This window comes from uncultured Actinobacillus sp. (assembly GCF_945915845.1).
Lineage (GTDB): Bacteria > Pseudomonadota > Gammaproteobacteria > Enterobacterales > Pasteurellaceae > Exercitatus.
The window spans coordinates 1-24,828 of the sequence record NZ_CAMEFX010000029.1; the positions used below are offsets into that span (position 1 = coordinate 1).

General features: G+C 41.1%; 27 protein-coding genes and 4 tRNA genes. 19 read left to right on the top strand and 12 right to left on the bottom strand.

All coding sequences use genetic code 11. From position 1 onward, the window contains the following. Window positions 1–517: 2,3-bisphosphoglycerate-dependent phosphoglycerate mutase (locus Q0O89_RS07380; protein WP_293731066.1), on the bottom strand; the 517-nt coding region annotated here is incomplete at its 3' end. A 175-nt stretch (window positions 518–692) separates the two neighbouring features. Between Q0O89_RS07380 and envC the strand changes: the two genes are divergently transcribed. The 4 genes from envC to glmU are packed head-to-tail and all read left to right on the top strand — an operon-like array spanning window position 693 to window position 4,684. Further along, complete coding sequence (gene envC, locus Q0O89_RS07385; protein ID WP_293731094.1) at window positions 693–1,892, top strand: murein hydrolase activator EnvC; 1,200 nt, start codon at window positions 693–695, stop codon at window positions 1,890–1,892. Next, the gene (locus Q0O89_RS07390; RefSeq protein WP_293731067.1) at window positions 1,892–2,740 is read left to right on the top strand and encodes a divergent polysaccharide deacetylase family protein; all 849 of its coding nucleotides are present in this window, start codon (window positions 1,892–1,894) and stop codon (window positions 2,738–2,740) included. Before envC ends, Q0O89_RS07390 begins: the two co-directional genes overlap by 1 nt. 27 nt (window positions 2,741–2,767) lie before the next feature. After that, window positions 2,768–3,274 carry a DUF2301 domain-containing membrane protein gene (locus Q0O89_RS07395; RefSeq protein ID WP_293731069.1) on the top strand — a complete coding sequence of 169 codons (507 nt, stop codon included), beginning with the start codon at window positions 2,768–2,770 and terminating at the stop codon, window positions 3,272–3,274. 45 nt (window positions 3,275–3,319) lie between these two features. After that, window positions 3,320–4,684 (top strand): bifunctional UDP-N-acetylglucosamine diphosphorylase/glucosamine-1-phosphate N-acetyltransferase GlmU, encoded by a 1,365-nt coding sequence (gene glmU / locus Q0O89_RS07400; protein WP_293731071.1) that lies wholly within the window; start codon window positions 3,320–3,322, stop codon window positions 4,682–4,684. A gap of 227 nt (window positions 4,685–4,911) precedes the next feature. Here the strand turns inward: glmU and Q0O89_RS07405 are convergent, their stop codons facing one another. Beyond that, a complete protein-coding gene (locus tag Q0O89_RS07405; RefSeq protein ID WP_293731072.1) occupies window positions 4,912–6,414 on the bottom strand; it encodes a helicase HerA-like C-terminal domain-containing protein in 1,503 nt (500 codons plus the stop codon). Window positions 6,415–6,540: 126 nt separating this feature from the next. Between Q0O89_RS07405 and Q0O89_RS07410 the strand changes: the two genes are divergently transcribed. From Q0O89_RS07410 to dtd, 3 genes are read left to right on the top strand one after another with little or no spacing between them, the layout of a single operon-like run. Next, window positions 6,541–7,005: a YchJ family protein gene (locus tag Q0O89_RS07410; RefSeq protein WP_135710871.1), complete on the top strand. Its 465-nt coding sequence runs from the start codon at window positions 6,541–6,543 to the stop codon at window positions 7,003–7,005. Between the two features lie 8 nt (window positions 7,006–7,013). Further along, window positions 7,014–7,886, top strand: a complete 873-nt coding sequence (locus Q0O89_RS07415; RefSeq protein ID WP_293731074.1) for a virulence factor BrkB family protein — start codon at window positions 7,014–7,016, stop codon at window positions 7,884–7,886. Then, window positions 7,883–8,320: a D-aminoacyl-tRNA deacylase gene (dtd, locus tag Q0O89_RS07420; RefSeq protein ID WP_293731075.1), complete on the top strand. Its 438-nt coding sequence runs from the start codon at window positions 7,883–7,885 to the stop codon at window positions 8,318–8,320. The genes Q0O89_RS07415 and dtd overlap by 4 nt, the downstream gene beginning before the upstream one ends. An 82-nt stretch (window positions 8,321–8,402) precedes the next feature. On the opposite strand, the gene Q0O89_RS07425 is transcribed toward dtd, so the two are convergent. Beyond that, entirely contained in the window at window positions 8,403–8,969 is a 567-nt protein-coding gene (locus Q0O89_RS07425) for an acetate uptake transporter (protein WP_293731076.1), read from the bottom strand. Between the two features lie 279 nt (window positions 8,970–9,248). Here Q0O89_RS07425 and adhE point away from each other — a divergent pair, with 279 nt between their 5' ends. Further along, entirely contained in the window at window positions 9,249–11,864 is a 2,616-nt protein-coding gene (gene adhE / locus Q0O89_RS07430; RefSeq protein WP_293731078.1) for a bifunctional acetaldehyde-CoA/alcohol dehydrogenase, read from the top strand. A 184-nt stretch (window positions 11,865–12,048) separates the two neighbouring features. Further along, entirely contained in the window at window positions 12,049–13,038 is a 990-nt protein-coding gene (locus tag Q0O89_RS07435) for a 2-hydroxyacid dehydrogenase (protein ID WP_293731080.1), read from the top strand. A gap of 40 nt (window positions 13,039–13,078) precedes the next feature. On the opposite strand, the gene pyrE is transcribed toward Q0O89_RS07435, so the two are convergent. Further along, window positions 13,079–13,720: an orotate phosphoribosyltransferase gene (gene pyrE, locus Q0O89_RS07440; protein WP_135710880.1), complete on the bottom strand. Its 642-nt coding sequence runs from the start codon at window positions 13,718–13,720 to the stop codon at window positions 13,079–13,081. A gap of 66 nt (window positions 13,721–13,786) precedes the next feature. Further along, window positions 13,787–14,503, bottom strand: coding sequence for a ribonuclease PH (gene rph / locus Q0O89_RS07445; RefSeq protein ID WP_293731081.1), 717 nt, complete (start codon window positions 14,501–14,503; stop codon window positions 13,787–13,789). Window positions 14,504–14,618: 115 nt separating this feature from the next. Here rph and Q0O89_RS07450 point away from each other — a divergent pair, with 115 nt between their 5' ends. Then, complete coding sequence (locus tag Q0O89_RS07450; RefSeq protein WP_293731082.1) at window positions 14,619–15,482, top strand: YicC/YloC family endoribonuclease; 864 nt, start codon at window positions 14,619–14,621, stop codon at window positions 15,480–15,482. A 3-nt stretch (window positions 15,483–15,485) separates the two neighbouring features. Continuing rightward, window positions 15,486–16,310, top strand: coding sequence for a folate-binding protein YgfZ (locus tag Q0O89_RS07455; RefSeq protein WP_293731083.1), 825 nt, complete (start codon window positions 15,486–15,488; stop codon window positions 16,308–16,310). Window positions 16,311–16,405: 95 nt separating this feature from the next. Here the strand turns inward: Q0O89_RS07455 and greB are convergent, their stop codons facing one another. After that, complete coding sequence (greB, locus tag Q0O89_RS07460; RefSeq protein WP_293731084.1) at window positions 16,406–16,882, bottom strand: transcription elongation factor GreB; 477 nt, start codon at window positions 16,880–16,882, stop codon at window positions 16,406–16,408. A 132-nt stretch (window positions 16,883–17,014) separates the two neighbouring features. Here greB and nfuA point away from each other — a divergent pair, with 132 nt between their 5' ends. Continuing rightward, complete coding sequence (gene nfuA, locus Q0O89_RS07465) at window positions 17,015–17,599, top strand: Fe-S biogenesis protein NfuA (protein WP_293731085.1); 585 nt, start codon at window positions 17,015–17,017, stop codon at window positions 17,597–17,599. Window positions 17,600–17,864: 265 nt separating this feature from the next. Here nfuA and Q0O89_RS07470 read toward each other — a convergent pair whose 3' ends face one another. The 5 genes from Q0O89_RS07470 to pdxH all read right to left on the bottom strand — a co-directional run bounded on the left by Q0O89_RS07470 (window position 17,865) and on the right by pdxH (window position 20,547). Then, window positions 17,865–18,299 (bottom strand): SoxR reducing system RseC family protein, encoded by a 435-nt coding sequence (locus Q0O89_RS07470; RefSeq protein ID WP_293731086.1) that lies wholly within the window; start codon window positions 18,297–18,299, stop codon window positions 17,865–17,867. A gap of 101 nt (window positions 18,300–18,400) precedes the next feature. After that, entirely contained in the window at window positions 18,401–18,949 is a 549-nt protein-coding gene (locus Q0O89_RS07475) for a sigma-E factor negative regulatory protein (protein WP_293731087.1), read from the bottom strand. Between the two features lie 25 nt (window positions 18,950–18,974). Continuing rightward, window positions 18,975–19,550 carry an RNA polymerase sigma factor RpoE gene (gene rpoE, locus Q0O89_RS07480; protein ID WP_293731088.1) on the bottom strand — a complete coding sequence of 192 codons (576 nt, stop codon included), beginning with the start codon at window positions 19,548–19,550 and terminating at the stop codon, window positions 18,975–18,977. 85 nt (window positions 19,551–19,635) lie between these two features. Continuing rightward, window positions 19,636–19,887: a succinate dehydrogenase assembly factor 2 gene (locus Q0O89_RS07485; protein WP_293731089.1), complete on the bottom strand. Its 252-nt coding sequence runs from the start codon at window positions 19,885–19,887 to the stop codon at window positions 19,636–19,638. A gap of 27 nt (window positions 19,888–19,914) precedes the next feature. Further along, a complete protein-coding gene (gene pdxH, locus Q0O89_RS07490; RefSeq protein ID WP_293731090.1) occupies window positions 19,915–20,547 on the bottom strand; it encodes a pyridoxamine 5'-phosphate oxidase in 633 nt (210 codons plus the stop codon). Window positions 20,548–20,675: 128 nt separating this feature from the next. Here pdxH and trkA point away from each other — a divergent pair, with 128 nt between their 5' ends. The 3 genes from trkA to rraB all read left to right on the top strand — a co-directional run bounded on the left by trkA (window position 20,676) and on the right by rraB (window position 22,987). Further along, a complete protein-coding gene (trkA, locus tag Q0O89_RS07495) occupies window positions 20,676–22,052 on the top strand; it encodes a Trk system potassium transporter TrkA (protein WP_273403577.1) in 1,377 nt (458 codons plus the stop codon). 74 nt (window positions 22,053–22,126) lie between these two features. After that, window positions 22,127–22,510: a large-conductance mechanosensitive channel protein MscL gene (gene mscL / locus Q0O89_RS07500; RefSeq protein WP_293731091.1), complete on the top strand. Its 384-nt coding sequence runs from the start codon at window positions 22,127–22,129 to the stop codon at window positions 22,508–22,510. Between the two features lie 54 nt (window positions 22,511–22,564). Continuing rightward, window positions 22,565–22,987 (top strand): ribonuclease E inhibitor RraB, encoded by a 423-nt coding sequence (gene rraB, locus Q0O89_RS07505; RefSeq protein WP_293731092.1) that lies wholly within the window; start codon window positions 22,565–22,567, stop codon window positions 22,985–22,987. A 130-nt stretch (window positions 22,988–23,117) separates the two neighbouring features. On the opposite strand, the gene coaA is transcribed toward rraB, so the two are convergent. Next, on the bottom strand, window positions 23,118–24,068 hold the full coding sequence (gene coaA, locus Q0O89_RS07510) for a type I pantothenate kinase (RefSeq protein ID WP_293731093.1): 951 nt from the start codon (window positions 24,066–24,068) through the stop codon (window positions 23,118–23,120). A gap of 212 nt (window positions 24,069–24,280) precedes the next feature. On the opposite strand from coaA, the gene Q0O89_RS07515 reads away from it, so the two are divergent. The 4 genes from Q0O89_RS07515 to Q0O89_RS07530 all read left to right on the top strand — a co-directional run bounded on the left by Q0O89_RS07515 (window position 24,281) and on the right by Q0O89_RS07530 (window position 24,668). Beyond that, window positions 24,281–24,356: transfer RNA gene (locus Q0O89_RS07515), tRNA-Thr, on the top strand. Window positions 24,357–24,383: 27 nt separating this feature from the next. Then, window positions 24,384–24,468, top strand: a tRNA-Tyr gene (locus tag Q0O89_RS07520). A gap of 42 nt (window positions 24,469–24,510) precedes the next feature. Then, window positions 24,511–24,585: transfer RNA gene (locus Q0O89_RS07525), tRNA-Gly, on the top strand. 7 nt (window positions 24,586–24,592) lie between these two features. Then, window positions 24,593–24,668, top strand: a tRNA-Thr gene (locus Q0O89_RS07530). The last annotated feature ends 160 nt before the right edge of the window (window positions 24,669–24,828 follow it).

A 24,828-nucleotide genomic window follows, 5' to 3' on the forward strand; every position in this document is an offset into this window, starting at 1 on the left:
CTGATAATAATGCCGGTGCGATTTGATCTTCCCAGAAAGGTAAAACACGTTCTAAAGTAATTTTTAAGTTTTCTGCATTTGGTACAACGTCTGCCGGTAAGTGAGCATAACGGCGGTCGTTGTGTGCTGAGAATGGATCTTGTGGATCTAAATCCGGTGGTGAAATGTCGTAAGAACGGCGCCAGATGTGAACTTGTTCATCACCATATTGCTCAGCCGTTGCTTTTTTGTCTAAGCCTTGTAATGCACCATAGTGACGCTCGTTTAAACGCCAGTTTTTCACTTGTGGAATCCATAATTGGTTAGATTCTTCTAACACGATGTTACAAGTTTTGATTGCACGTGTTAAAACAGATGTGAAAGCGATGTCAAATTCAAAACCCGCTTCTTTTAATTTTTGACCGGCAGATTTTGCTTCTTCAATACCACGCTCTGTTAAGTTAACATCACGCCAACCTGTGAATAAGTTTTTTGCGTTCCATTCACTGAAACCGTGACGGATAAAGACTAATTGCATTGGAATACTCCTATGTTGATAAAATGAATTCAAAATTCACCGCACTTTATAGCAAAAAATAGGGGGCTTTGAAAGCAAAAAGCGAATGTTTCCTGATCTTGCGCAAAAATATGCTATATTTAACCCTAATTTTCGTTGTTTATTCTAAGGATGGCTTTCTATGTGGTTGCCGAAAATGTGCAAAATAGCAATAAAATTCACCCTGCTTTGTTGTGGTGGAATGATATTTTTTTCTGCACATGCAACGGAGTTGAACAAAATTCAACAACAGATTAAGCAGCAAGAGCAAAAAATTGCGGAACAAAAACGTGAGCAAAATAAACTACAATCTACATTGAAAAAGCAAGAAAACAAAATCAATGATGTAGTAGGTAATTTGCGTGAAACGGAAACAAGTTTAAAAGAAACGAAGAGAATTATTGCTGAAACTAATAAGCAAATTCAGCGTTTAGAGCAGCAAGAAAAACGACAGAAAGCGAAGTTAGCCAAACAGTTAGAAGCAATTTATCGCTCGGGTAATCCGAATTCTGTGGTCGAACATTTACTTTCTGATGAAGCGCATAAAAATGATCGCATGATGGTTTATGCTAAGCATATGAATCAGGCTCGTTTGAATTTATTGGAAGATTTAAAGACAACTCGTGCGCAATTAGAAATAGAAAAAGCTGAATTAGCCAATCAGCATAAAGCGCAACAAACGCAACTTTCTGAACATAAGAAGCAGCGCCAAGCGTTACAAAAAGCTCAAAATGAGCGTCAAAACACTTTAAATCAGCTGAATAAAACCCTTGAGCGAGATCAGAATAAGCTCAATACGCTGAAAGAAAATGAAAATGCCTTGCGTAATGAAATTGCTCGTGCAGCGCAAGCAGCTGAACAGCAAGAAAAACGTGAGCGTGAACAGTTGGCACGGAAAAAACAAGCGGAAGAAAAGCGAACCAATAAAACCTATCAACCGACAGAACAGGAACAGCAACTTATTCGATCAGGAAGTGGGTTGTCAGGTAAATATCCGCGTCCTGTGAATGGCTCAATTTTAAATAGCTATGGTTCAACCCAAGTGGGTGAAGTGAAATGGAAAGGTATTGTTATTGCAGCTCCGGCAGGTTCAGCGGTAAAAGCCATTGCCGGTGGTCGTGTGATTTTGGCGAGTTGGTTGAGTGGTTATGGCCAAGTGGTGGTAGTGGATCATGGCAAGGGTGACATGTCACTTTATGGTTATAACCAAGCGGTATTTGTACGTTCAGGTTCGTTGGTAAGTGCCGGGCAGAAAATTGCGGAGGTGGGAAACAGTGGTGGTCAGGGACGTTCAGCGCTTTATTTTGAAATTCGCCGCCAAGGTAATGCGGTTAACCCAATGAATTGGTTACGTTAATGAAACGAGTGAATCAACCATGTGCGGTCAAAAATTTACTGATTTTTTTCACCGCACTTTTTTCGTTTATGGTTCAAGCACAGACCGCTAAATTAGCGATTGTGATTGATGATATTGGCTATCACCCTAAAGAAGATGCGGCGATTTATGGGATGCCGAAGGAAATTGCTGTAGCGATTATTCCTTCAGCACCCTATGCACAACAACGCAATCAACAAGCGGTAGCGCAGGGGCGTGATATTCTCATTCATATGCCGATGCAACCTGTGAGCAATATTAAAATTGAAGAAGGAGGGTTGTCTGTGGGCATGTCTCCGCAAGAGGTGGCGCAACGGGTTAAGTCTGCTAAGTCTATTGTAAAAAATGCCATTGGTATGAATAATCACATGGGCAGTGCGGCAACGGCGGATATACCATTGATGACGGCTTTGATGCAAGAATTGCACCGTTATCATTTGTTCTTTTTAGATAGCCGAACTATCGGTAAAAGTGTGGCAGGTAAAATTGCCAAAGAGCAAGGGGTACCATCCTTAGAGCGACATATTTTTTTAGATGATAGCGATGCCCTGGTAGATGTTCAACGTCAATTTCAACTGGCGTTACAGTATGCACAAAAGCACGGTGTGGCAATTGTCATTGGTCATCCCCGTAAAAATACGGTTGCCGTGTTGCAAGCCGGACTGGCGCATTTGCCTGAGAATATTCAGTTGGTTAGTATGGGGAGTTTGTGGCGTAACGAAAAAATTGTGCCACCGAAACCCTTTATTTTGTTGTTTAGTGATTTAAGCGCACCAACTAATCGCGCGCCGTATGAAGCGGTGCCATTGTTGCGTGGTGTACCAAGATAGAAATAGCGTAAGAGAAGAGGATAGATTATGGCAGATCCACATATTCAATCCCCCATGGATTTTTTAGATAAACTCACCGTAGTGATTTATCGTTTGGGCTTCATGGTGGCCGCGGTGGGAATGGGATGTTTATTTGCTCCTTCTCAACAAGGCTATTTGATTTTATTAGTCGCAGCGACAATGTGCGCGTCTTCTTTGCATATTTATCTCAAACCTTTTCGTTTACTGCTTCAATTCGCGACCTGGATTGCTTTGTTGTGTCATTTGTTTGGTTTACCTGAACTTGCCCTTGGTGGCGCATTGCTGACGCTAGGCGGTTTGTGCTTTAAAGAATATTTTTGTTTTCGAGTGCCAACCTTAAATTTTATGCCGATTTTTGTGGCGTTACTTTGGATTAGCTTTGTGGCGGATATGGTGTTGCTACGGCAAATAATGAGCATAATTTGCGCACTGTTGCTGGTGGTGTTGTTTGTTCAAAAATGTCGTATGCCGTTGCATTTTGATATTGGCGATAAAATGAAGTATCAAATTTAAAACTCGTGTAAAATAGACCGCACTTTTCTTTCAAAGGATTTTTTTATGAACAAACTGAGTGTTGTAATTTTAGCGGCCGGTAAAGGCACGCGTATGTATTCGGACTTGCCGAAAGTGTTGCACAAAGTGGCAGGTAAGCCGATGGTGAAACATGTGATTGATACCGCAAAACAATTAAGTGCGGATCAAATTCACTTAATTTATGGTCATGGTGCAGATTTATTGAAAGCACGTTTAGCGGATGAGCCTGTGAATTGGGTATTCCAAGCAGAACAGTTGGGAACAGGTCACGCGATGCAACAAGCGGCGCCGTTCTTTAAAGATGATGAAAATATTGTCATGCTTTACGGCGATGCACCATTAATTACCAAAGAAACCTTGGAAAAATTAATTGCGGCAAAACCTGAAAATGGCATTGCGTTGCTAACGGTTAACTTGGAAAACCCAACAGGTTATGGTCGCATTATTCGTGAAAATGGTTCGGTGGTGGCGATTGTGGAGCAAAAAGATGCGAACCCTGAACAGTTGAAAATCACGGAAGTGAATACGGGCGTTATGGTATCAGACGGCGCGAGCTTTAAAAAATGGTTAGCGCGTTTGGATAATAACAATGCGCAAGGCGAATACTATATGACCGATGTGATCGGTTTAGCCAATCAAGACGGTTTCCAAGTGGCAGCGGTGACGGCGGAGGATATTATGGAAGTGGAAGGGGCAAACAACCGCTTACAACTGAATGCCCTTGAACGTTATTACCAACGCAAACAAGCGAAAACTTTGTTATTGGCCGGTGTAAGTTTGGCAGACCCTGAGCGTTTTGATTTACGTGGTGAATTGGTTCACGGAAAAGATTGTGAAATCGATATTAATGTGATTATCGAAGGTAAAGTGATATTGGGCAATAATGTCAAAATTGGTGCAGGTGCGATACTGAAAAATGTGACGTTGCATGATAACGTAGAAGTCAAACCTTATAGCGTATTAGAAGACAGCATTATTGGTGAATCTGCGGATGTTGGGCCATTTGCACGCTTACGTCCGGGTGCAGAACTTGCCGCAAAAGCGCACGTGGGTAACTTTGTAGAAATCAAAAAAGCAGTGATCGGTGAAGGCTCAAAAGTCGGGCATTTGACCTATATCGGCGATGCCGAAGTGGGCGCGAATGTCAATGTAGGTGCCGGGGTGATTACGTGCAACTATGACGGTGCCAATAAATTCAAAACCATTATTGGGGATGATGTGTTTGTAGGGTCAGACAGCCAATTAGTGGCACCAGTGACCATTGAAAAAGGCGCAACCATTGGCGCAGGTTCAACCATTACCAAAAATGTGGCGGAAAATGAATTGGTGATTACCCGCGTACCACAACGCCATATTCAAGGCTGGCAACGTCCAACGAAGAAAAAATAAAAGGTCTCTAAAAGCAAACCGCACTGGAGTAGTGCGGTCATAGGGATGACATACCCTATACGAGCCGTATAGGGCTACTTAATCTGAGCCGCTCTGCGGCTCTTTTATTCAGCCCCAGCGGGGCTGGGATTAATGAACCTAGCACGGCTCGTGCTAGGTTATTGCTCAAATATGAACTTTGTTAGCAATCTGCCACACTTTAAAGTGCGGTTTATTTTGAGCTGGTTTTATTTTTTCAACGCCCCTAACAGCCCACGCATAATTTGTTTTGTAATTTGGCTACGCATACTGCGACCTACGGATTTCACTACACCACTAACGATTTCTTCTGTGACCGTTAATTTCTCACCACGTTTTTTGGTGCCAAACAACATACGGCTTAAACTACCTACAATGCCATTTTTTTCTTCATCTTGAGCTTGTTGTGCCTGTTGTTGAGCTACAGCCTCAAGATTGGCTTGTTCTTGTAACACTTCAAATGCCGACTGATTATCCACATATTCGTTGTAATAGGGGAACAAATCATCTTCTTTAACCCAAGCTTGGCGTTGCTCCGCCGTTAATGGGGTAAGTTGGCTTTTCGGTGGGAAAATGGTCGCCATTTCTACCGGCGTTGGCATGCCTTTTGCATCTAAGAAAGACACTAACGCCTCACCGACCCCAAGAGTAGTAATCGCTTCAACGACATCGATCCCCTTATTCGCACGGAAGGTTTCTGCCGCGGTTTTGACGGCTTTCTGATCGCGCGGTGTAAATGCCCGTAAGGCGTGTTGTACGCGGTTACCCAATTGCCCTAACACCGTTTCAGGCAAATCCAATGGATTTTGCGTCACAAAATAAATCCCAACCCCTTTTGAACGAATTAAGCGCACAACTTGTTCCACTTTATCCACTAATACCGCCGGCGCGCCATCAAATAATAAATGCGCTTCATCGAAGAACATCACAAATTTAGGTTTTTCAGGGTCGCCCACTTCGGGTAACTGCTCAAATAATTCCGCCATTAACCACAATAAAAAGGCACCGTACATCTTCGGTGAATTGATCAATTTCTCTGAATTCAAGATATTGATCACGCCACGACCATCGCGCGTTTGCATCCAATCTTCTAAGTTTAAGGCAGGCTCGCCAAATAATTTATCTGTGCCTTGATTTTCAAGGGCTAGCAAGGCTCGTTGAATGGCACCAACGCTGGCAGCAGAAATATTGCCGTATTGCAGTTGGAATGTTTTGGCGTTGTCTGCTAAGAATTTCAACATCGCGCGCAAATCTTTCAGATCAATCAGCAACAAGCCTTTATCATCTGCCACGCGGAATAAGATATTCAATAGTCCTTCTTGGGTATCGTTTAAATTTAATAAACGAGACAGTAACATCGGCCCCATTTCTGAAATGGTGGTACGCAATGGAATCCCTGTTTCGCCAAATACATCCCAAAATGACACAGGGTATCCACTCAAATAGGCTTCGCCACCTAAACCAAATTGTTCTACGCGTTCAGCGATTTTACCTTGTAGTGCCCCTTTTTGGCTTAATCCTGATAAATCGCCTTTCACGTCCACTAAAAAAACCGGTACGCCGTCATCACTAAAGGCTTCGGCTAATTTTCGCAAGGTCACGGTTTTCCCTGTGCCTGTTGCACCGGCGATTAAACCATGGCGGTTAGCCATTTTTTTGTTAATCCCAAATACGTCCCCATTTGTATTGCGTGCAATTTCATAAATACTCATAAAATGTTCTTGTAAGTGCGGTCAAAAATAAAAAGGTTTTAATCACTAACACCGTCATGTCATGGTGATAGTGCATCGCTTTGAGTGTATTCTATGCTATCCTAGACACAGAAAAAAGGAGAATTTATGACCGCACTTTGCCCTTGCCAATCAGGACATCATTACGCTGATTGCTGTGAACCCTTTCATCAAAACCATGCCATACCACAAACAGCGGAACAATTGATGCGTTCTCGTTATTGTGCTTATGTCATGAAAAATATTGATTATATCTTGGCAACCACTGCGCCAAGCCAACAGGCATTACTCGATAAAAAGGCATTGCTCGATTGGGCAGAAACCACAACATGGACAGGGTTAGAAATTGTCTCACACGTTCCATCGGTGTCTAAAATCCACAGTACCGTAGAATTTAACGCCTTTTTTGCCACCGAAAATGGCGAACAGGTGCATCATGAAACATCACTTTTTGTGAAAATCAACGCACGTTGGTATTTTGTGGATCCCACCGTAGATTTACCCACGCAAAAACAACCTTGTTTATGTGGTTCAGGAAAAAAATTTAAACATTGTTGCGGGGGATTTTTGTAGGAAGGCTTATGAACAACAAAACACATCCACATTTAACCGCACTTTGGCGTTTTAGCCAAGTATTTTGGTGGCGGTTTAATCAAAATAAACTGACCCAAGCCGCGGGGTCGCTGACCTATAGCACCATGCTTGCTATTGTTCCTTTGGTGATGGTGGTCTTTTCGATTTTTACGGCTTTTCCTATGTTTAACGAAGTGACGGGGATGCTGAAAGAATTTATTTTTACTAACTTTGCACCTTCGGCAAGTGATGTGGTGGGGCAATATATTGATGAATTTGTGTATAACTCAAAGCAAATGAGCGCGGTTGGGATTGTGAGTTTAATCGCTGTGGCACTTTTGCTTATTCATTCCATTGATACTACATTAAACGCCATTTGGAAGGCGCCGGCACGCAGTAAGATTTTTTCATTTACCATTTATTGGGCAATTTTAACCCTTGGTCCTATTTTAATGGGGGCAAGTTTCGCGGTGAGTAGTTATGTGGCAAAAATCAGCGTATTCAATCATGAATTGGCACTGCCTTTTGGGGTGAAGTTGTTGAGTTTTGTTCCTTTTTTACTCACTTGGTTGGGCTTTACCTTTATTTATACCGTTGTGCCTAATCAAAAGGTGAATATAGGGTATGCGGCTTGCGGCGCTTTAATTGCGGCAACTTTCTTTACGCTCGGCAAAAAAGCCTTTGCTTGGTATATTTTAACCTTTCCGTCTTATCAAGTGATTTATGGCGCGATGGCAACCTTGCCATTAATGTTATTGTGGTTGCAATTAAGTTGGCTCTTTATTTTATTGGGGGCGCAACTGACCGCGGTATTGGATGATATGCGCCTGTTCAAACAAGGCAAATTGGATTTACAACAAGTTAAGGAGCATCAAGAATGATCGCATTAATTCAACGGGTGTCGCAGGCTCATGTGGATGTACATGGGGAACGGGTAGGCAAAATTGATAAAGGATTGTTAGTTTTACTTGGCGTTGAAAAAGAGGATACGCGGGAAAAAGCAGATAAATTGGTAGAGAAAGTGCTGAATTATCGCGTTTTTAGTGATGAAAATGACAAAATGAATTTGAACGTACAACAAGCCGGTGGTGAATTATTAATTGTTTCTCAATTTACGCTGGCAGCGGATACGCAAAAAGGCTTGCGCCCGAGCTTTTCTAAGGGGGCTGCACCAGAACTTGCCAATGCGCTTTATGAATATTTTGTGCAAAAGTGCGGTGAAAAAATTGGTGTTTCGACTGGACGTTTTGCGGCAGATATGCAGGTTTCGTTAGTCAATGACGGGCCGGTGACCTTTTGGTTAAATGTGCCGTGATGACGGTAGTCTTGGTAAAAAAAGTGCGGTGGAAAAACAAGTGGTTTTCTCACCGCGCTTTTTTGTTATAGGAAATGCGTTCTTATTTTGGTTCACCGATTGGTAAAATGGTGCGTCCGAAGCTTTCGTTGATAATATCCGCGGCTGCTAAGTAGAAAGCTAATAATGCCGTTAATAAACCGAAATTACCACCGATATGGGTGATTGAATGATCGCCTGCGAAGTCACCTGCGGCTAACAAATAGAACGTGATGGTTAAGCTTAAGAAAATCGCTTGTAACGCACGTGCTTTCGCCAATGTGCCGAAGAACATCATTAACGTGAATGTGCCCCAAGCTACTAAATACCAACCTACGAATGGGGCTGTGACGCCTTCGGCGAAGAATACTTTAAGTAAAACAAATGACCACCAGAATGCACCGTAGCTCGTGAACGCGGTGAAGCCAAAGGTATTCCCTTTTTTGTATTCAAACATGCCCGCGATCATTTGTGCGGTACCGCCAAATGCGATTCCCATTGCAAGTACTAAACCTACGTTTTCGCCTGTGTAGGTGCCGTTGTTAATTAAACTTAATAACCACGTAGTTAATGCAAAGCCACATAAACCCAGTGGAGCCGGATTTGCCAAACCGTCTTTTACTGCTGACATAAATTTTCCTTTTAAAATGAAATTGATAAGGGTGTAAAAAAGGGCGCTAGTATGGCGGATTTTGGCACCGAAATAAAGAAAAATTTTGCGTTAGAAAAACAAAATTGCAATCGATTTAGCGAAAGGTTTCAGCGATGTTTTTCTGTCATTAATCAGATTTTATGATCTAGATCACACTTTAGTTTTATTCAGTTAGATTTTGCTTTTGGTATAACCCTAAAGGCGTATAATTGCTCACAGCTAAATTTTTCAATTTTTAACAACTTTAGGAGATTCATTATGAGTAATGAAGTAAACAACGCGGTAAGTCCGGCTCAGGCAGAAGTGAATGCACTGGTTGAAAAGGGCTTGGTTGCTTTAGAACAATTCCGCCAGCTTAATCAAGAGCAAGTGGATTATATTGTGGCAAAAGCATCTGTAGCGGCTTTGGATCAGCATGGTACATTGGCGTTACACGCAGTGGAAGAAACAGGTCGTGGTGTGTTTGAAGATAAAGCCACTAAAAATCTTTTTGCCTGTGAATATGTGGTGAATAATATGCGCCACTTAAAAACTGCAGGGGTAATCAGTCATGATGATGTTACCGGTATTACTGAAATTGCGGATCCTGTAGGGGTGATTTGTGGGGTAACACCAACCACTAACCCAACTTCAACCGCGATTTTTAAATCATTAATTGCGTTAAAAACACGTAACCCAATTGTTTTCGCTTTCCATCCTTCGGCACAAAAATCTTCTGCACATGCCGCGCAAATTGTTCGTGATGCCGCGATTGCAGCCGGTGCGCCTGAAAATTGTATCCAATGGATCGAAACACCATCAATGGAAGGGACTTCTGCATTAATGAAACACCCGGGTATTGCGACTATTTTGGCAACAGGTGGTAACGCGATGGTGGAAGCCGCTTATTCTTGCGGTAAACCTGCATTAGGCGTTGGGGCGGGTAACGTGCCGGCTTACGTGGAAAAATCTGCCAATGTAAAACAAGCTGTACATGATATTGTGATGTCGAAATCATTCGATAACGGTATGGTGTGTGCGTCAGAACAAGCGGCGATTGTGGATGAAGAAATCTATGATGAATTTGTAAACGAAATTAAATCTTATGGTGTGTATTTCGTGAACAAAAAAGAGAAAGCCTTGCTTGAAGAATTTATGTTTGGTGTCAAAGCGAACAGTAAAAACTGTGCAGGTGCAAAATTAAATGCCAATGTGGTAGGTAAACCGGCGGCTTGGATCGCAGAACAAGCCGGCTTTACTGTCCCTGCTAAAACCAATATTCTAGTGGCAGAATGTGAAGAAGTGGGTGAAAAAGAGCCGTTAACTCGTGAAAAACTTTCCCCGGTACTTGCCTTATTAAAATCGCATTCTCGTGAACAAGGTTTAGATATGGCTGAAGCCATGGTGGAATTCCACGGTTTAGGTCACTCTGCGGCAATTCATACCAAAGACGCGGAATTAGCGCGTTCATTTGGTGAACGTGTGAAAGCCATTCGTGTGATTTGGAACTCGCCTTCTACTTTCGGCGGTATCGGTGATGTGTATAACTCTTTCTTACCATCGTTAACATTAGGTTGTGGTTCATACGGTAAAAACTCCGTGGGCAACAACGTAAGTGCCTTGAACTTAATCAATATCAAACGCTTGGGAAGACGGAGAAATAATATGCAATGGTTTAAAGTGCCTTCAAAAATCTACTTTGAACGCGATTCAATTCAATATTTACAAACCATGAAAGGTGTTAATCGCGTGATGATCGTGACTGACCGTTCTATGGTAGATTTAGGTTTTGTGGAAAAAATCGCAGAACAATTGCGTTTAAATCACCAAGGTATTACTTACCAATTATTTGCGGATGTTGAGCCAAACCCAAGCATTCAAACTGTTCAACGTGGTACGGCATTAATGCGTAGTTTCCAACCTGATACGATTATTGCGTTAGGTGGCGGTTCACCAATGGATGCGGCAAAAGTAATGTGGTTATTCTACGAACAACCTGAAGTGGATTTCCGTGACTTGGTACAAAAATTCATGGATATCCGCAAACGTGCGTTCAAATTCCCACAATTAGGTCGTAAAGCGAAATTTATCGGTATTCCAACTACATCCGGTACAGGTTCTGAAGTAACACCATTTGCGGTTATTACCGATGGCGATAAAAAATATCCATTGGCAGACTACTCATTAACGCCAACAATCGCGATTGTGGATCCTGCCTTGGTAATGTCTGTGCCAAGCCACATTGCAGCAGATACAGGTTTAGACGTATTAACACACGCTACAGAAGCTTATGTGTCTGTATTAGCGAACGACTTTACCGATGGTCTTGCATTACAAGCGATTAAATTAGTGTTTGAAAACCTTGAAGAATCGGTGAAAAAAGCAACACCGGAATCACGCGAAAAAATGCATAACGCCTCAACCATGGCAGGTATGGCATTCGCGAATGCATTCTTGGGCATTTGTCACTCAATGGCGCACAAAATTGGTGGTAAATTCCATGTGGTACACGGTCGTGCGAATGCGATTCTTATGCCACATGTTATTCGTTATAACGGTACTCGCCCAACAAAATTGGCAACATGGCCGAAATATAATAGCTATGTAGCAGATAAACGTTATCAAGATATTGCTCGTGCTCTTGGCTTACCGGCATCAACACCGGAGGAAGGCGTTGAATCATTTGCAAAAGCATTCCATGATTTAGCCGTACGCTGCGGTGTGAAAATGAGTTTCCGTGAACAAGGTTTGGATGAAAAAGAATTCATCGGCGCACTTCACGAAGTAGCATTACTTTCATTTGAAGACCAATGTACGCCAGCGAACCCACGTTTGGCAATGGTTGAAGATATGGAAGAAATCATGCGTAAAGCTTATTATGGTGAAAATCAATAATCACTAAAACCCAGTAAAATTTAACCGCACTTTATTTATCTGATAAAGTGCGGTTGTTTTTTTGTGCTTTTGCTAACACATCTTATTGTTATTATTATCAATGCGATAGCTAAAGTCTGCTATATTTTTTAGCTTAAAGGCGTACAATATGCCTTATTATTTTACTAGGAAATGGAGCTGTACTATGAAAGTCGCTGTCTATAGCACGAAAAACTACGACCGCAAACACCTTGAAATCGCGAACCAAAAATTTGGTTTCGAACTCGAATTCTTCGATTTCTTATTAAGTGAAAAAACCGTCAAAATGGCAGAAGGTGCCGAGGCGGTCTGTATTTTTGTTAATGATGACGGTAGCCGAGCGGTCTTAGAAAAACTGGCAAAAATTGGCGTAAAAACTATCGCTTTACGTTGCGCCGGGTTCAATAATGTGGATTTAGACGCCGCTAAAGAATTGGGGTTAAATGTCGTTCGTGTGCCGGCTTATTCGCCTGAAGCGGTAGCGGAACACGCCGTAGGTTTAATGCTCACACTTAACCGCCGTATTCATAAAGCCTACCAACGTACGCGTGATGCCAATTTCTCGCTCGAAGGTTTAACCGGCTTTAATATGCACGGTAAAACCGCTGGGATTATCGGAACGGGTAAAATCGGTATCGCCACGATGCGTATTTTAAAAGGCTTTGGCATGGAATTATTGGCATACGACCCGTTTAAAAATCCACAAGTGGAGGAATTAGGCGGTCAATATGTGAGCTTAGATGAACTTTACGCGCGTTCGCATGTAATCAGCCTTCATTGTCCTGCCACGCCAGAAAACTATCACTTACTCAACGAAACCGCATTTAATAAAATGCGTGATGGCGTGATGATCATCAACACCAGCCGTGGTGCGTTAATTGACAGCCAAGCCGCCATTGAAGCATTGAAACGCCAAAAAATCGGTGCCTTAGGTATGGATGTGTATGAAAATGAGCGCGAACTGTTCTTTGAAGATAAATCTAACGATGTGATTACCGATGATGTTTTCCGCCGTTTATCTTCTTGCCATAATGTGCTTTTTACCGGACACCAAGCATTTTTGACCGAAGAAGCGTTAAACAATATCTCCGATGTGACACTTTCTAACATTTTAGAAATTGAACAGACAGGAAAATGCGGGAATAGCGTGCTTTAAAGAGAATGAAAGGCTGAACCGGGTTCAGCCTTTTCTATGTTTAAACACCAAATTCTGCGCGATAGGCTTTCATGGCAGGAAGATATTGGCTGTATTGACTGTCATTTTCAATGAATTGCATTAAGTCATCTAAATCTACAATAGATAACACGTTACATTGATAATCGCGTTCTACTTCTTGAATGGCAGACAAATCGCCTTTGCCGCGTTCTTTACGATTTAAGGCAATAACCACCGCACTTAATGTAGCGCCGTTTGCCGCAATAATATCCATCGCTTCACGAATTGCCGTTCCTGCGGTAATCACATCATCCACCAATAACACCTTGCCTTGTAATGGCGAACCAATAAGATTGCCACCTTCCCCATGATCTTTGGCTTCTTTACGGTTGAAGCATACCGGTTTGTCTAAACCAAATTGATTGAATAACGCCACCGAAACCGTTGTTCCAATCGGAATGCCTTTGTAAGCCGGGCCAAAAATAACATCGTAAGTTAAACCGCTGGCTTGAATTGCGGCGGCGTAAAATTCGCCTAAACGGGCTAAATCCGCCCCGGTGTTAAATAATCCGGCATTGAAAAAATAAGGGCTAATGCGACCGGATTTTAAGGTAAATTCCCCAAAGCGTAATACATTTCGACTTAAAGCAAATTTGATAAATTCTGATTTGTAGTTTTGCATATTGCAATGATCCTTTTATTTTTAACAAATAGAAAAAAGGACAGAAATAGCTCTGTCCTATGATGATTAATGTGCTAATGCGGCACGTTGTGCCACAAAAATTTGTTCGCAACCTTGTTTAGCTAAATCGAGTAATTGTAATAATTCTTCATGAGAAAACGGTTCGCCTTCCGCCGTACCTTGTACTTCAATCATACGACCGTCTTCCATCATCACCACGTTCATATCGGTTTCTGCCGCACTATCTTCTACATATTCTAAATCACACACAGGTGTTCCATCCACAATTCCGACAGAAATTGCCGCTACTAATCCTTTGATTGGATTCGTTTTTAAAGTTCCATTTGCGATTAAACCATTGATGGCATCAATTAATGCCACACAAGCACCTGTAATGGATGCGGTACGTGTACCACCATCTGCTTGAATAACATCACAGTCTAAGGTAATTGAACGCTCACCTAATGCTTCTAAGTCCACCATTGCACGCAATGAACGGGCGATTAAGCGTTGAATTTCCATGGTGCGCCCACCTTGTTTACCTTTTGCTGCTTCACGTTGCATACGGCTATGGGTTGAACGTGGCAACATACCATATTCCGCCGTGACCCAACCTTGCCCCTGCCCTTTTAAAAAGCGAGGAACGGTTTCATCCACAGAGGCAGTACAAAGCACTTTCGTATCACCAAACTCTACTAAGACAGATCCTTCGGCATGTTTGGTGTAATTTCGGGTAATTTTAATGGGACGGGGTTGGTGATTAGCTCGTTCATTTGGGCGCATGGTTAATTCCTTATTCTCTGTAAAAATCGCGCTATTCTAACACGCAAAATGACATCCGTGAAATTTCCCAGTACAATAACCGCGGTAAATTGATATATAAATCCAGGAGAAAGATATGATTTACAGTATGACCGCTTTTGCACGCCACGAAATCAAAAAAGATTGGGGCGATGCCGTATGGGAAATTCGTTCTGTTAACCAACGTTATTTAGAAAATTTTTTCCGTTTACCCGAACAATTCCGTGGGTTAGAAAATAGCTTGCGTGAAAAACTGCGCCAAAATCTAACGCGCGGTAAAATTGAATGTAGCTTGCGCATTGATAGCAAAAAAGTTGCCGCGACAGAGTTACATCTAAATCAAGACCTAGCCAATCAAGTGATTCAATCGCTAAAATGGATTAAAGCGCAAGCAGGCGAAGGGGAAATTAATTTAACGGATGTTTTGCGTTATCCCGGTGTCGTAGAAACCCCGGAGCAAGATTTGGATGTCATTAGCCAAGATTTGTTAGCCGCCTTTGATACCTTGCTACAAGAGTTCATTGCTATGCGTGGGCGCGAAGGCGAGAAATTGCAAGCCATTATTCAGCAACGTTTGGATGCCATTTCGGTGGAAGCCAATAAAGTGCGGTCAAAAATGCCGGAGATTTTACAATGGCAACGTGATCGATTGTTACAACGCTTTGAAGAGGTGCAAATTTCCCCGGATCCGACACGTTTAGAACAGGAAATGATCCTATTGGCGCAACGTGTAGATGTGGCTGAAGAATTAGATCGCCTACAAATGCATGTGAAAGAAACCACATCCATTTTGAAAAAAGGCGGCGCCGTGGGGCGCAAATTAGATTTTATGATGCAAGAACTTAATCGCGAATCAAATACCTTAGCATCAAAATCTATTAACGCTGAGGTGACGGCTTCCGCTGTCGAGCTAAAAGTGTTGATTGAGCAAATGCGCGAACAAATTCAAAACTTGGAGTAATCTATGGCAGCGATTCATCTTACCCAATATCGCCTGATTGAAGTGGCCGGTATCGATGCAGAAAAATATTTGCAAGGGCAAGTCACCGCAGATGTGACAAAACTTGAAATCGGTGCCTCAACTTTGACAGCACATTGCGATCCTAAAGGGAAAATAACCGGGCTTTTTCGTTTGATTCGTCTATCGGCAGAACAATTTTATCTTTTCATCAGAGCTGATTTATTGCCGACCGCTGTGGAACAGTTAAAAAAATATGCGGTTTTTTCAAAGGTAACCTTTTCGCCCGTAGAAGCTAATATTGTCGGCACAATTGACGAAAATACCAATATTCCGGCACAGGTTTGCGTTGAATTTGGTAATCGAAAAATCCTGATTAACCCTGAAAGTGCGGTGGATTTTAGTGATAGTTTTATTCTGTGGGATCTTGTTGATATTCAGCAAGGCTATCCGATTTTGAGCAATAAAGCCCAAGGTGAATTTATTCCACAGGCATTAAATTTACAAGCTATTGAACAAGCGATTTCTTTCTCAAAAGGCTGCTACATTGGACAAGAGACAATTGCTCGTGCCAAATATCGTGGTGCGAATAAGCGTATGATGGTGACCTTTAAAGCTGAAACCGAGATAGTTCCAGACATTGCTGGCGAAATTGAAATGCAGTTAGAAAATGGTTGGCGCAAAACAGGCACAATTTTAAGTGCGGTGAATGTTGAGGGTGTTTTATGGTTACAGGTTGTATTGAGTAATCAACTTGAAGAACATCAGGCATTTAGGTTGGCCGAAAACCAAACTACGTTGGAAATGTTAGCGTTGCCTTATAGTTTGTAGTGGCAGTTGCACAAGACGGTCGTTGAACCTGTCGAAACGTAAGTCTTGTGCAGTTACAGACATTTCGGCTTTGTGCAAGTGCTGCATAATGCCGTTTATTTTTCATACCAAATTCGATTCACATAAAAAGTGACTTTCCCTGATGGTGTATCAACACGGACTTCATCATCTAGGCTTTTACCGATCAGCGCGCGCGCTACGGGGGAATCTACTGAAATCCAGTTTTTGGCAGGGTCAAATTCATCACAGCCGACAATACGATATTGTTTTAATTCCCCTTCTTCTGTTTCTAATTCTACCCAAGCACCAAAAAACACTTTGCCTTCTTGTCGAGAGTGGTAATCTACAATTTGCAAAACTTCCAATCGTTTCATGAGAAAACGCACACGACGGTCAATTTCGCGTAAACGGCGTTTACCGTAAATATATTCCGCGTTTTCGCTACGATCCCCTAATGCCGCGGCATCAGATACGGCTTGAGTAACTTTGGGGCGTTCTTCTTTCCATAAATATTTCAATTCTTGGTCTAAGGCGTTCCAGCCTTGGCGTGTGATGTAATTGGATTTTGCCATTTTTTCTTAAGGTGCGGTTAAAAAGATTTCAGTTTTGTGATTATATCACTATTGAAAATTTGCATAAACGCTCATATCAGCGTATTATCTGACCGCAAAACTCAGCTTATTTAGGAACAATGAGGTTTAGTCGTGGAACAAATTAAAATTTCAGATGCCGCACAAGCGCATTTTCGTAAGTTATTAGAGAGCCAAGAAGATGGCACCAATATTCGTATTTTTGTGGTAAATCCAGGTACACCTCATGCTGAATGTGGTGTTTCTTATTGTCCGGCTAATGCCGTTGAAGATCGCGATACCGAAATGAAATATAACGGTTTTTCGGCTTTTGTGGATGAAGTGAGTTTGCCGTTTTTAGAAGAGGCGGAAATTGACTATGTTACCGAGGAATTAGGCACGCAGCTGACCTTAAAAGCGCCAAACGCCAAAATGCGGAAAGTGGCTGATGATGCGCCGTTAATTGAACGCGTAGATTATGTGATTCAAACGCAAATTAACCCACAATTAGCCAGCCATGGCGGTCGTATTACATTAGTTGAAATCACTGAAGACGGTTATGCGATTCTACAATTTGGCGGTGGCTGTAATGGTTGTTCAATGGTGGATGTGACCTTAAAAGACGGTGTGGAAAAACAGTTGCTTGAAATGTTTGCCGGCGAGCTCAATGGGGCAAGAGATGTTACTGAACACCAACGTGGTGAGCATTCTTATTACTAGGGTCTGTTTGTCTTTCAATAAAAGGCAGCGGCGGAGCTTGTTTTTTGCCCAATCAAGGCAAAAAAACTGCCGTTTAGTCATTCTAAACAAAGTTTTTTTAACACAGAGTGGGCAAAAAAGAAGCCCGCCCCTTCGGGTTGTGCCTAAAAAAGCCATCGTCGTTGTTGTAAAACTTGTAAATAGTCCTGCTATTAACTGCGTTTTACGCCTAGCCGATGGCTTTTTTAGGCGACAACGCAGCTTTTTATTGAAAGATAAACAGACCCTAATGACAAACACGAATTAAAATCGGCTGAAAGGCCGATTTTTTTTGGATTTGTTTTGTATAAAGGCGAACTGCGAGAAAAACGATAGCGGTACAACAGAAAATAAAGGCGGCAATGAGCAATTCATGTTGAAATAGTTGGTGGCCGATAAAGGTACTCAATAAAATTGCAAGCAAAGGTAAAACATAAACGAGCCAAACAGATTGCAACAAAGAGCGTTCCGGCAAGCCAATTTCTACGCGTTGTCCGATCGCAACGGGGGTAATGGTTTGTACCGTAAAAATATGTTCATTATGATTTCCCGTCAACTCAGAAAGAACCGATGAGCCACATGCGGCCTTGGCGGCACAGCTACCACAAGCATTTTTGGATTGACATTTTACGGTTGCCATACCTGATTTATAGTCAATAACGACCGCACTTTCAATTAACATATTCTTCTCATGGAATTTTACAAAAACACACCACCGATAAGCGGTGGTGGCTAAAAATAGGGTCTGGTTATTATAAATAAACAGACCCCAAAATGACGAAATTATTTTTGTGCTTCTTCGGCTTTACGTTGCATTTCATAATGTTGCAACATGGCTCCCATACGTTTATTTTTTTGTTCTAATTTTTCCGGTGAAGTCACATCTTTCATGGGTGCATTATAACTGACAGGCTGTTGCGCGCTTTGTAGCAATATCGGTGTTGTTTGTAATACCGGTAAATCAGCGGCTTTATCTGCTTGATAAGCATTGTAAGTTTGTACCCCTAAAACCGCGACTAAACAGACTGCTGCGGCGACAGCAATTTGGGTTAATGGTGCAAACATCGCTTTTAATTTCTGTACAAATGGAAGTTGTTCTGCTTCTTCTGGTGTAGGTTGTGAAACCATTGTTGGCTCCGCTTCAATCAATGCTTCCATTTTTGCGGTAAAATCTGTGCCTAAAAATACCGAAGTTTCTTCACGCATTACTGAGCGGATAGCATGATAGCGATGCCAACTTGCTTGAAGTTCGGCGTTTTGACATAAATTTGTGGTGAATTCGTTACTGACGTGTTCACCATCAATATACGCAGAAAGTAATTCTTTTTGCATATTTATACTCCAGTATTTAATTATTTTAACGTTGAATTAAAGGGTTAATTTTATTTTCAATAATTTCACGTGCACGGAAAATTCTCGACCGCACAGTTCCCACAGGGCAATCCATAATTTCAGCAATTTCTTCGTAACTTAAACCTTCAAGTTCACGCAATGTAATGGCTGTTTTTAATTCTTCTTGCATCCCCTCAATGGTTTCAAAAACAATTTTGCGAAGCTCTGAAGATAATAATTCATTTTCGGGCGTATCCACATCGCGTAAATTGGTGCCTACATCATAACTTTCCGCATCTTCCGCCAAAATATCTTCATTCGGTGGGCGGCGACCTTGGGCAGTTAAATAATTTTTAGCCGTATTAACTGCAATGCGATAAAGCCAAGTATAAAACGCGCTTTCACCACGAAAAGACTCAATTGAGCGATAAGCCTTGATAAAGGACTCTTGTACAACATCTGGAATATCGTTACGTGGTACATAACGAGTTAAAAGCCCGGATACTTTGTTTTGATAACGCGAAACTAATAAATTAAAGGCTTTTTTATCCCCTTGTTGAACGCGTTCTACTAAAACCTGATCTGTCAGCTGTTCAGCCATATAACTCCAATTATCCTGTTACTCATTCAGCTTACACAGCATTATTGTAAGATTAGAGCAAAGGATTTTATAAAAGTTCAAAAAATTATTTGTCTAGTTTTAATGTTTGTTGAATAAAATCCACCATAGCTTGTAAGTCAGCATCGGGTGCTGAAGTGCGGTTAAAAAACCATGAGAATAATTGCAAGTCTGTACAAGCCAATAAGCGAATAAATGTAGCCTTCTGGGCATCTGATAGTGCATCAAAATGTTGTTGATAAAAAGGCATAATGACTTTATCTAATTCCAACATGCCACGGCGACAATCCCATTCAATACGTAATTTATTATATTCCATTTTTATTTCCTCAAAGATAAACAGGCCTTAAGGCGAAAGACGCTCTTTAATCCATTCATTATGTTCCAAACGATAGCGGATGCGGTCGTGTAAACGGCTTGGGCGGCCTTGCCAAAATTCAATCATGGTTGGAATTACCACATACCCGCCCCAATGCGGTGGACGTGGCACATTAAGTGGATGTTTTGCCGCAATTATTGCCGCTTTGGTGAGTAAGGTTTTTTTGCTTTCAATCACCGCACTTTGCTCGCTTGCCCACGCTCCAATGCGGCTGGTATAAGGGCGGCTAGCAAAATATTCATCAGATGCTTGTTCATCAAGCAACTCAACACGCCCTTCGACACGCACTTGGCGTTCGAGTTCGGGCCAAAAGAAATTGAGAGCAGCAAAGGGATGTGCGCGGAGTGCATTGCCCTTTTGACTATGATAATTGGTGAAGAAAACAAAACCTGTGGTATTTAATTCTTTCAGTAGTACCACGCGACTACTCGGTAAACCTTCTGCGTTCACTGTTGCTAGGTTCATGGCAGTGGGTTCGTTCACTTTTGTTTCTATCGCTTCAGTGAGCCATTTTTCAAATTGTTTCAAAGGGTTGTCATCGCATTGTTTCACCGATAAGGTTTGTTGTGCGTATTCTTCCCGAATATTATGTAAATCCACATTATTACTCTCAAATCTCAAATGGTTGTAAAGTATAACAAAAACACAATGAAATTTGACCGCAGTTTGCGGATTTTTCCCTATATTTCCGTTAAAATATAGGCAGAAAATATTCAAAGGTTAATTTTATGAAAATTATTATTCTTGGCGCCGGGCAAGTTGGTATCACTTTGGCAGAAAATCTCGTCAGTGAAGATAATGACATTACCTTGGTTGATAATAACGAAGCTCGTCTAGATAACTTGCAAGATAAACACGATTTACGTGTAGTTCGCGGTATAGCGTCTTCTCCAGTGGTATTGCGTGAGGCTGGTGCACAAGATGCCGATCTAATGGTTGCTGTAACGCAATCGGATGAAGTTAATATGGTGGCTTGCCAAGTTGGTGCAACGATTTTTAATACGCCGACTAAAATTGCGCGTATTCGTAATAGTGATTTTTGGCGTGAAAAAGATCGTTTATTTTTACCTGAAGTGTTACCTATCGATCATATTATTTCACCCGAAACCTTGGTGACCGATGAAATCACACGCTTAATTGATTACCCGGGTGCGTTGCAAATTGCTCATTTTGCCAATGAAAAAATTAGTGTTGCAGTATGCAAAGCTTATTACGGTGGCCCATTGGTGGGGTATGCTATTTCTGCACTACGGGATCATATGCCACATATTGATTGTCGTATTGTGGCGATCTTGCGTCAGGACAAATTTATTCGCCCTCAGGCTTCAACAATTATTGAGGCTGGGGATGAAGTCACCTTTATTTGTGCGACCGTGCATATCAAAGCCATAATGTCAGAATTACAGCGGCTTGAACGTCCTTATCGCCGCATCATGATTATGGGCGGCGGTAATATCGCTTTAAATGTGGCTTCACGTTTAGAAAATCAATGTTCACTCAAATTAATTGAACGTAACCCAAAACGTGCCGATTATTTAGCAGAAAACCTCTCTAAAACCTTAGTCTTTTGTGGTGATGCCTCAGATCAGTCGCTTTTATTTGAAGAGCATGTGGATGAGGTTGATGTTTTTATTTCACTCACGAGTGATGACGAAGCCAATATTATGTCTGCATTACTTGCAAAACGGATGGGGGCAGAAAAAGCAGTAGTATTAATTCAACGTATGGCATATATCAATTTAATTCAAGGCGGCGCTATTGATATTGCTATATCCCCTCAGCAAGCGACTATATCTAAATTGCTCAGCCATATTCGCAAAGGAGATATTGTAAATGTTGCTCAATTACGACATGGTAGCGCCGAAGCATTGGAAATTATTTTGCATGGTGATGCTACAACATCTCAAGTGATTGGGCGAAAGGTGGCTGAATTAAAATTACCTAACACGGTGATTATTGGGGCAATTTTACGAAATAATGAGGTCCTTATTGCTAAAAAAGATGTAGTGTTTGAAGAGTACGATCATGTTATTATTTATCTTGCAGATAAAAAAGCGGTTTCAGATATTGAGAAATTGTTCCAGCCAAGTGCATTTTTTATCTAGACAACTTATTGAAAATTAATATAATACATCCGCTTTTATAGGCATATATCGTTCAATAAATTAAGGGTATTTTTATGAGTTTTATAAAAGAATTCCGTGAATTTGCCGTACGTGGCAATGTCGTGGATATGGCAGTCGGTGTGATCATCGGTGGGGCTTTTGGTAAAATCGTCAGCTCACTGGTTGGTGATATTTTTATGCCTGTATTAGGTATTTTAACCGGCGGTGTAGATTTCAAAAATTTAAAAATTGTCTTAGCCGAAGCAGTAGGAAATACGCCGGCAGTTACATTAAATTACGGATTATTTATCCAAAATGTTTTAGATTTCATTATTATTGCTTTTGCGATCTTTATGATGGTAAAAGGTATTAATAAACTCAAAAAACCGGTTGAAAAAGTCTCCGGACCAACGCAAGAACAATTATTGGCAGAAATTCGCGATTTATTGAAAAAATAATCCCAAGTAAATCTTCCCTTTAAAGGAAGATTTCTTTTTTATAAGGACAAAAGTATGACTCACCCAACACCAGAACAATTTCAAGCCGAAACGCGAGAAATCATTACTGATTTGCTTAATGATGGTAGCGATCCTAATGCGCTGTATATTATTGAACATCATGTCGCTCATTATGATTTTGATAAATTAGAAAAAATTGCTGTAGATGCATTCAAAGCCGGCTATGAAGTCTCTGATGCAGAAGAGTTAGAAGATGATCATGGCAAACCGCTTTTTTGTTTTGATATCGTTGCGGAAGTGGAATTAAAACCTGAAATCATTGATGCCCAACAAAAAGAATTAGTGCCTTTAGTGCTTAAACATGGCGGTATTTATGATGGCTGGGGAACTTATTTTGAAGATCCTAACTCAACGGATGATGAATATGGTGAGGATGGTGAGTTTTTTGATGATGAAGAGGATGATGACGTTCATTGATAGATAATCGTGCCTAAATTGAGACTAAGGACACAAATCAGATTTGTGTCCTTAAATTTTTTTTGAGGAATGCTATATTGATATCACATTTCTATTATAGCTTACAAACAAGTGCGGTCTATTTTTGAAATTATTTTTTCAACCTCACTAATTGTACAGCATGGTCTGCACCTTTTGTTAGAATAAGATTCGCCCGTTCACGTGTGGGTAAAATGTTTTCTTTTAAATTTAACCCATTGATACTATTCCAGATTTGTGTTGCTATTGTAATGGCTTCTTGTTCTGATAAGTTGGCGTAGTGTTTAAAATAAGAATTAGGATCGTTAAATGCACTTTGACGAAATTTTAAGAAACGGCGGATATACCATTCTTGTAATAATGCTTCATCTGCGTCAACATAAATAGAAAAATCCACAAAATCAGATACAAAAGTTTGGGCACTATTACCGGTTTGTAACACGTTTAACCCTTCTAAAATCAGAATATCAGGCTGATTCACCACATTAAATTGATCGGGAATAATGTCATAGGTTAGATGAGAATAAATCGGTGCTTTAACATTTGGCTTACCTGATTTAATATCCGCTAAAAATTTAATCAGCTTTGGGGTGTCATATGAAATGGGGAACCCTTTTTTCTGTAATAAATTTCTTTCTTGCAATATATTGAGTGGATAAAGAAATCCATCTGTTGTGATTAAATCGACTTTTCGTGTTTCAGGCCAGTGACTGAGTAGTGATTGTAAAATTCGGGCAGAAGTGCTTTTACCAACAGCAACACTACCTGCAATACTAATGATGTAAGGAACTTTCCCCTTGTTACCGCCTAAAAATCGGTTTAAGACTGCCTGACGGCGTAAATTTTCTTCTATATAGTAATTAATTAAACGTGCAAGTGGTAAATAGATAGTACTGACTTCATCTAACGAGAGTTCTTCATTAAAACCAAGTAATGGCTTTAAATCTTGTTCTGTGAGTTGTAATGGGACAGATTTACGCAATTCTGCCCATTGTTGACGATTAAAAGTCAAAAAAGGACTATGGTTATCAGAAAAATGCGTAGTGTGTTTAGATAATGTCATTATTTTTTATTGCAAATACGAAAAATTGCCCCTGAATATACCCTATAAAAAGAGATTTGGGCATAAAAATTTCGCTAAATTGTTTAAATTTATAGCAAAATTGAGTATTTTTGCTTGCTAATTGAGCGGATAGAGAAAAAAATCCATTTTTTTACAAAAAACACTTGTCAGACGGAAAAATTTCCCTATAATACGCGTCACTTGCTTGTGACGCCGACTTAGCTCAGTAGGTAGAGCAACTGACTTGTAATCAGTAGGTCATCAGTTCGATTCCGATAGTCGGCACCATCTCACAACCAAGATTCAATCTAGCGTGGAGGGGTTCCCGAGCGGCCAAAGGGGGCAGACTGTAAATCTGTTGGCTCAGCCTTCGAAGGTTCGAATCCTTCTCCCTCCACCATTTCTTTAATTGAATTCCTATGGGACAGACGAATTTAGAACAGCGGGCATCGTATAATGGCTATTACCTTAGCCTTCCAAGCTAATGATGCGGGTTCGATTCCCGCTGCCCGCTCCAAGAAAGCGCTGATATAGCTCAGTTGGTAGAGCGCACCCTTGGTAAGGGTGAGGTCGGCGGTTCAAATCCGCCTATCAGCACCATTCTTAAACTTCAGCTTTCCTTTTAAGATAAACCGTAAACAATACATTAGGTTAATGTGGTGTTATTGTACCATCGATAACCGTGTTTTTTAGAGGGACTTTAAATGTCTAAAGAAAAATTTGAACGTACAAAACCGCACGTAAACGTGGGTACAATCGG

Excerpts from the sequence above, each read along its gene's own strand:
- envC (WP_293731094.1), top strand. The coding sequence starts at position 693 with ATGTGCAAAATAGCAATAAAATTCACCCTGCTTTGTTGTGGTGGAATG.
- Q0O89_RS07390 (WP_293731067.1), top strand. The coding sequence starts at position 1,892 with ATGAAACGAGTGAATCAACCATGTGCGGTCAAAAATTTACTGATTTTT.
- Q0O89_RS07395 (WP_293731069.1), top strand. The coding sequence starts at position 2,768 with ATGGCAGATCCACATATTCAATCCCCCATGGATTTTTTAGATAAACTC.
- glmU (WP_293731071.1), top strand. The coding sequence starts at position 3,320 with ATGAACAAACTGAGTGTTGTAATTTTAGCGGCCGGTAAAGGCACGCGT.
- Q0O89_RS07405 (WP_293731072.1), bottom strand. The coding sequence starts at position 6,414 with ATGAGTATTTATGAAATTGCACGCAATACAAATGGGGACGTATTTGGG.
- Q0O89_RS07410 (WP_135710871.1), top strand. The coding sequence starts at position 6,541 with ATGACCGCACTTTGCCCTTGCCAATCAGGACATCATTACGCTGATTGC.
- Q0O89_RS07415 (WP_293731074.1), top strand. The coding sequence starts at position 7,014 with ATGAACAACAAAACACATCCACATTTAACCGCACTTTGGCGTTTTAGC.
- dtd (WP_293731075.1), top strand. The coding sequence starts at position 7,883 with ATGATCGCATTAATTCAACGGGTGTCGCAGGCTCATGTGGATGTACAT.
- Q0O89_RS07425 (WP_293731076.1), bottom strand. The coding sequence starts at position 8,969 with ATGTCAGCAGTAAAAGACGGTTTGGCAAATCCGGCTCCACTGGGTTTA.
- adhE (WP_293731078.1), top strand. The coding sequence starts at position 9,249 with ATGAGTAATGAAGTAAACAACGCGGTAAGTCCGGCTCAGGCAGAAGTG.
- Q0O89_RS07435 (WP_293731080.1), top strand. The coding sequence starts at position 12,049 with ATGAAAGTCGCTGTCTATAGCACGAAAAACTACGACCGCAAACACCTT.
- pyrE (WP_135710880.1), bottom strand. The coding sequence starts at position 13,720 with ATGCAAAACTACAAATCAGAATTTATCAAATTTGCTTTAAGTCGAAAT.
- rph (WP_293731081.1), bottom strand. The coding sequence starts at position 14,503 with ATGCGCCCAAATGAACGAGCTAATCACCAACCCCGTCCCATTAAAATT.
- Q0O89_RS07450 (WP_293731082.1), top strand. The coding sequence starts at position 14,619 with ATGATTTACAGTATGACCGCTTTTGCACGCCACGAAATCAAAAAAGAT.
- Q0O89_RS07455 (WP_293731083.1), top strand. The coding sequence starts at position 15,486 with ATGGCAGCGATTCATCTTACCCAATATCGCCTGATTGAAGTGGCCGGT.
- greB (WP_293731084.1), bottom strand. The coding sequence starts at position 16,882 with ATGGCAAAATCCAATTACATCACACGCCAAGGCTGGAACGCCTTAGAC.
- Q0O89_RS07470 (WP_293731086.1), bottom strand. The coding sequence starts at position 18,299 with ATGTTAATTGAAAGTGCGGTCGTTATTGACTATAAATCAGGTATGGCA.
- Q0O89_RS07475 (WP_293731087.1), bottom strand. The coding sequence starts at position 18,949 with ATGCAAAAAGAATTACTTTCTGCGTATATTGATGGTGAACACGTCAGT.
- rpoE (WP_293731088.1), bottom strand. The coding sequence starts at position 19,550 with ATGGCTGAACAGCTGACAGATCAGGTTTTAGTAGAACGCGTTCAACAA.
- Q0O89_RS07485 (WP_293731089.1), bottom strand. The coding sequence starts at position 19,887 with ATGGAATATAATAAATTACGTATTGAATGGGATTGTCGCCGTGGCATG.
- trkA (WP_273403577.1), top strand. The coding sequence starts at position 20,676 with ATGAAAATTATTATTCTTGGCGCCGGGCAAGTTGGTATCACTTTGGCA.
- mscL (WP_293731091.1), top strand. The coding sequence starts at position 22,127 with ATGAGTTTTATAAAAGAATTCCGTGAATTTGCCGTACGTGGCAATGTC.
- rraB (WP_293731092.1), top strand. The coding sequence starts at position 22,565 with ATGACTCACCCAACACCAGAACAATTTCAAGCCGAAACGCGAGAAATC.
- coaA (WP_293731093.1), bottom strand. The coding sequence starts at position 24,068 with ATGACATTATCTAAACACACTACGCATTTTTCTGATAACCATAGTCCT.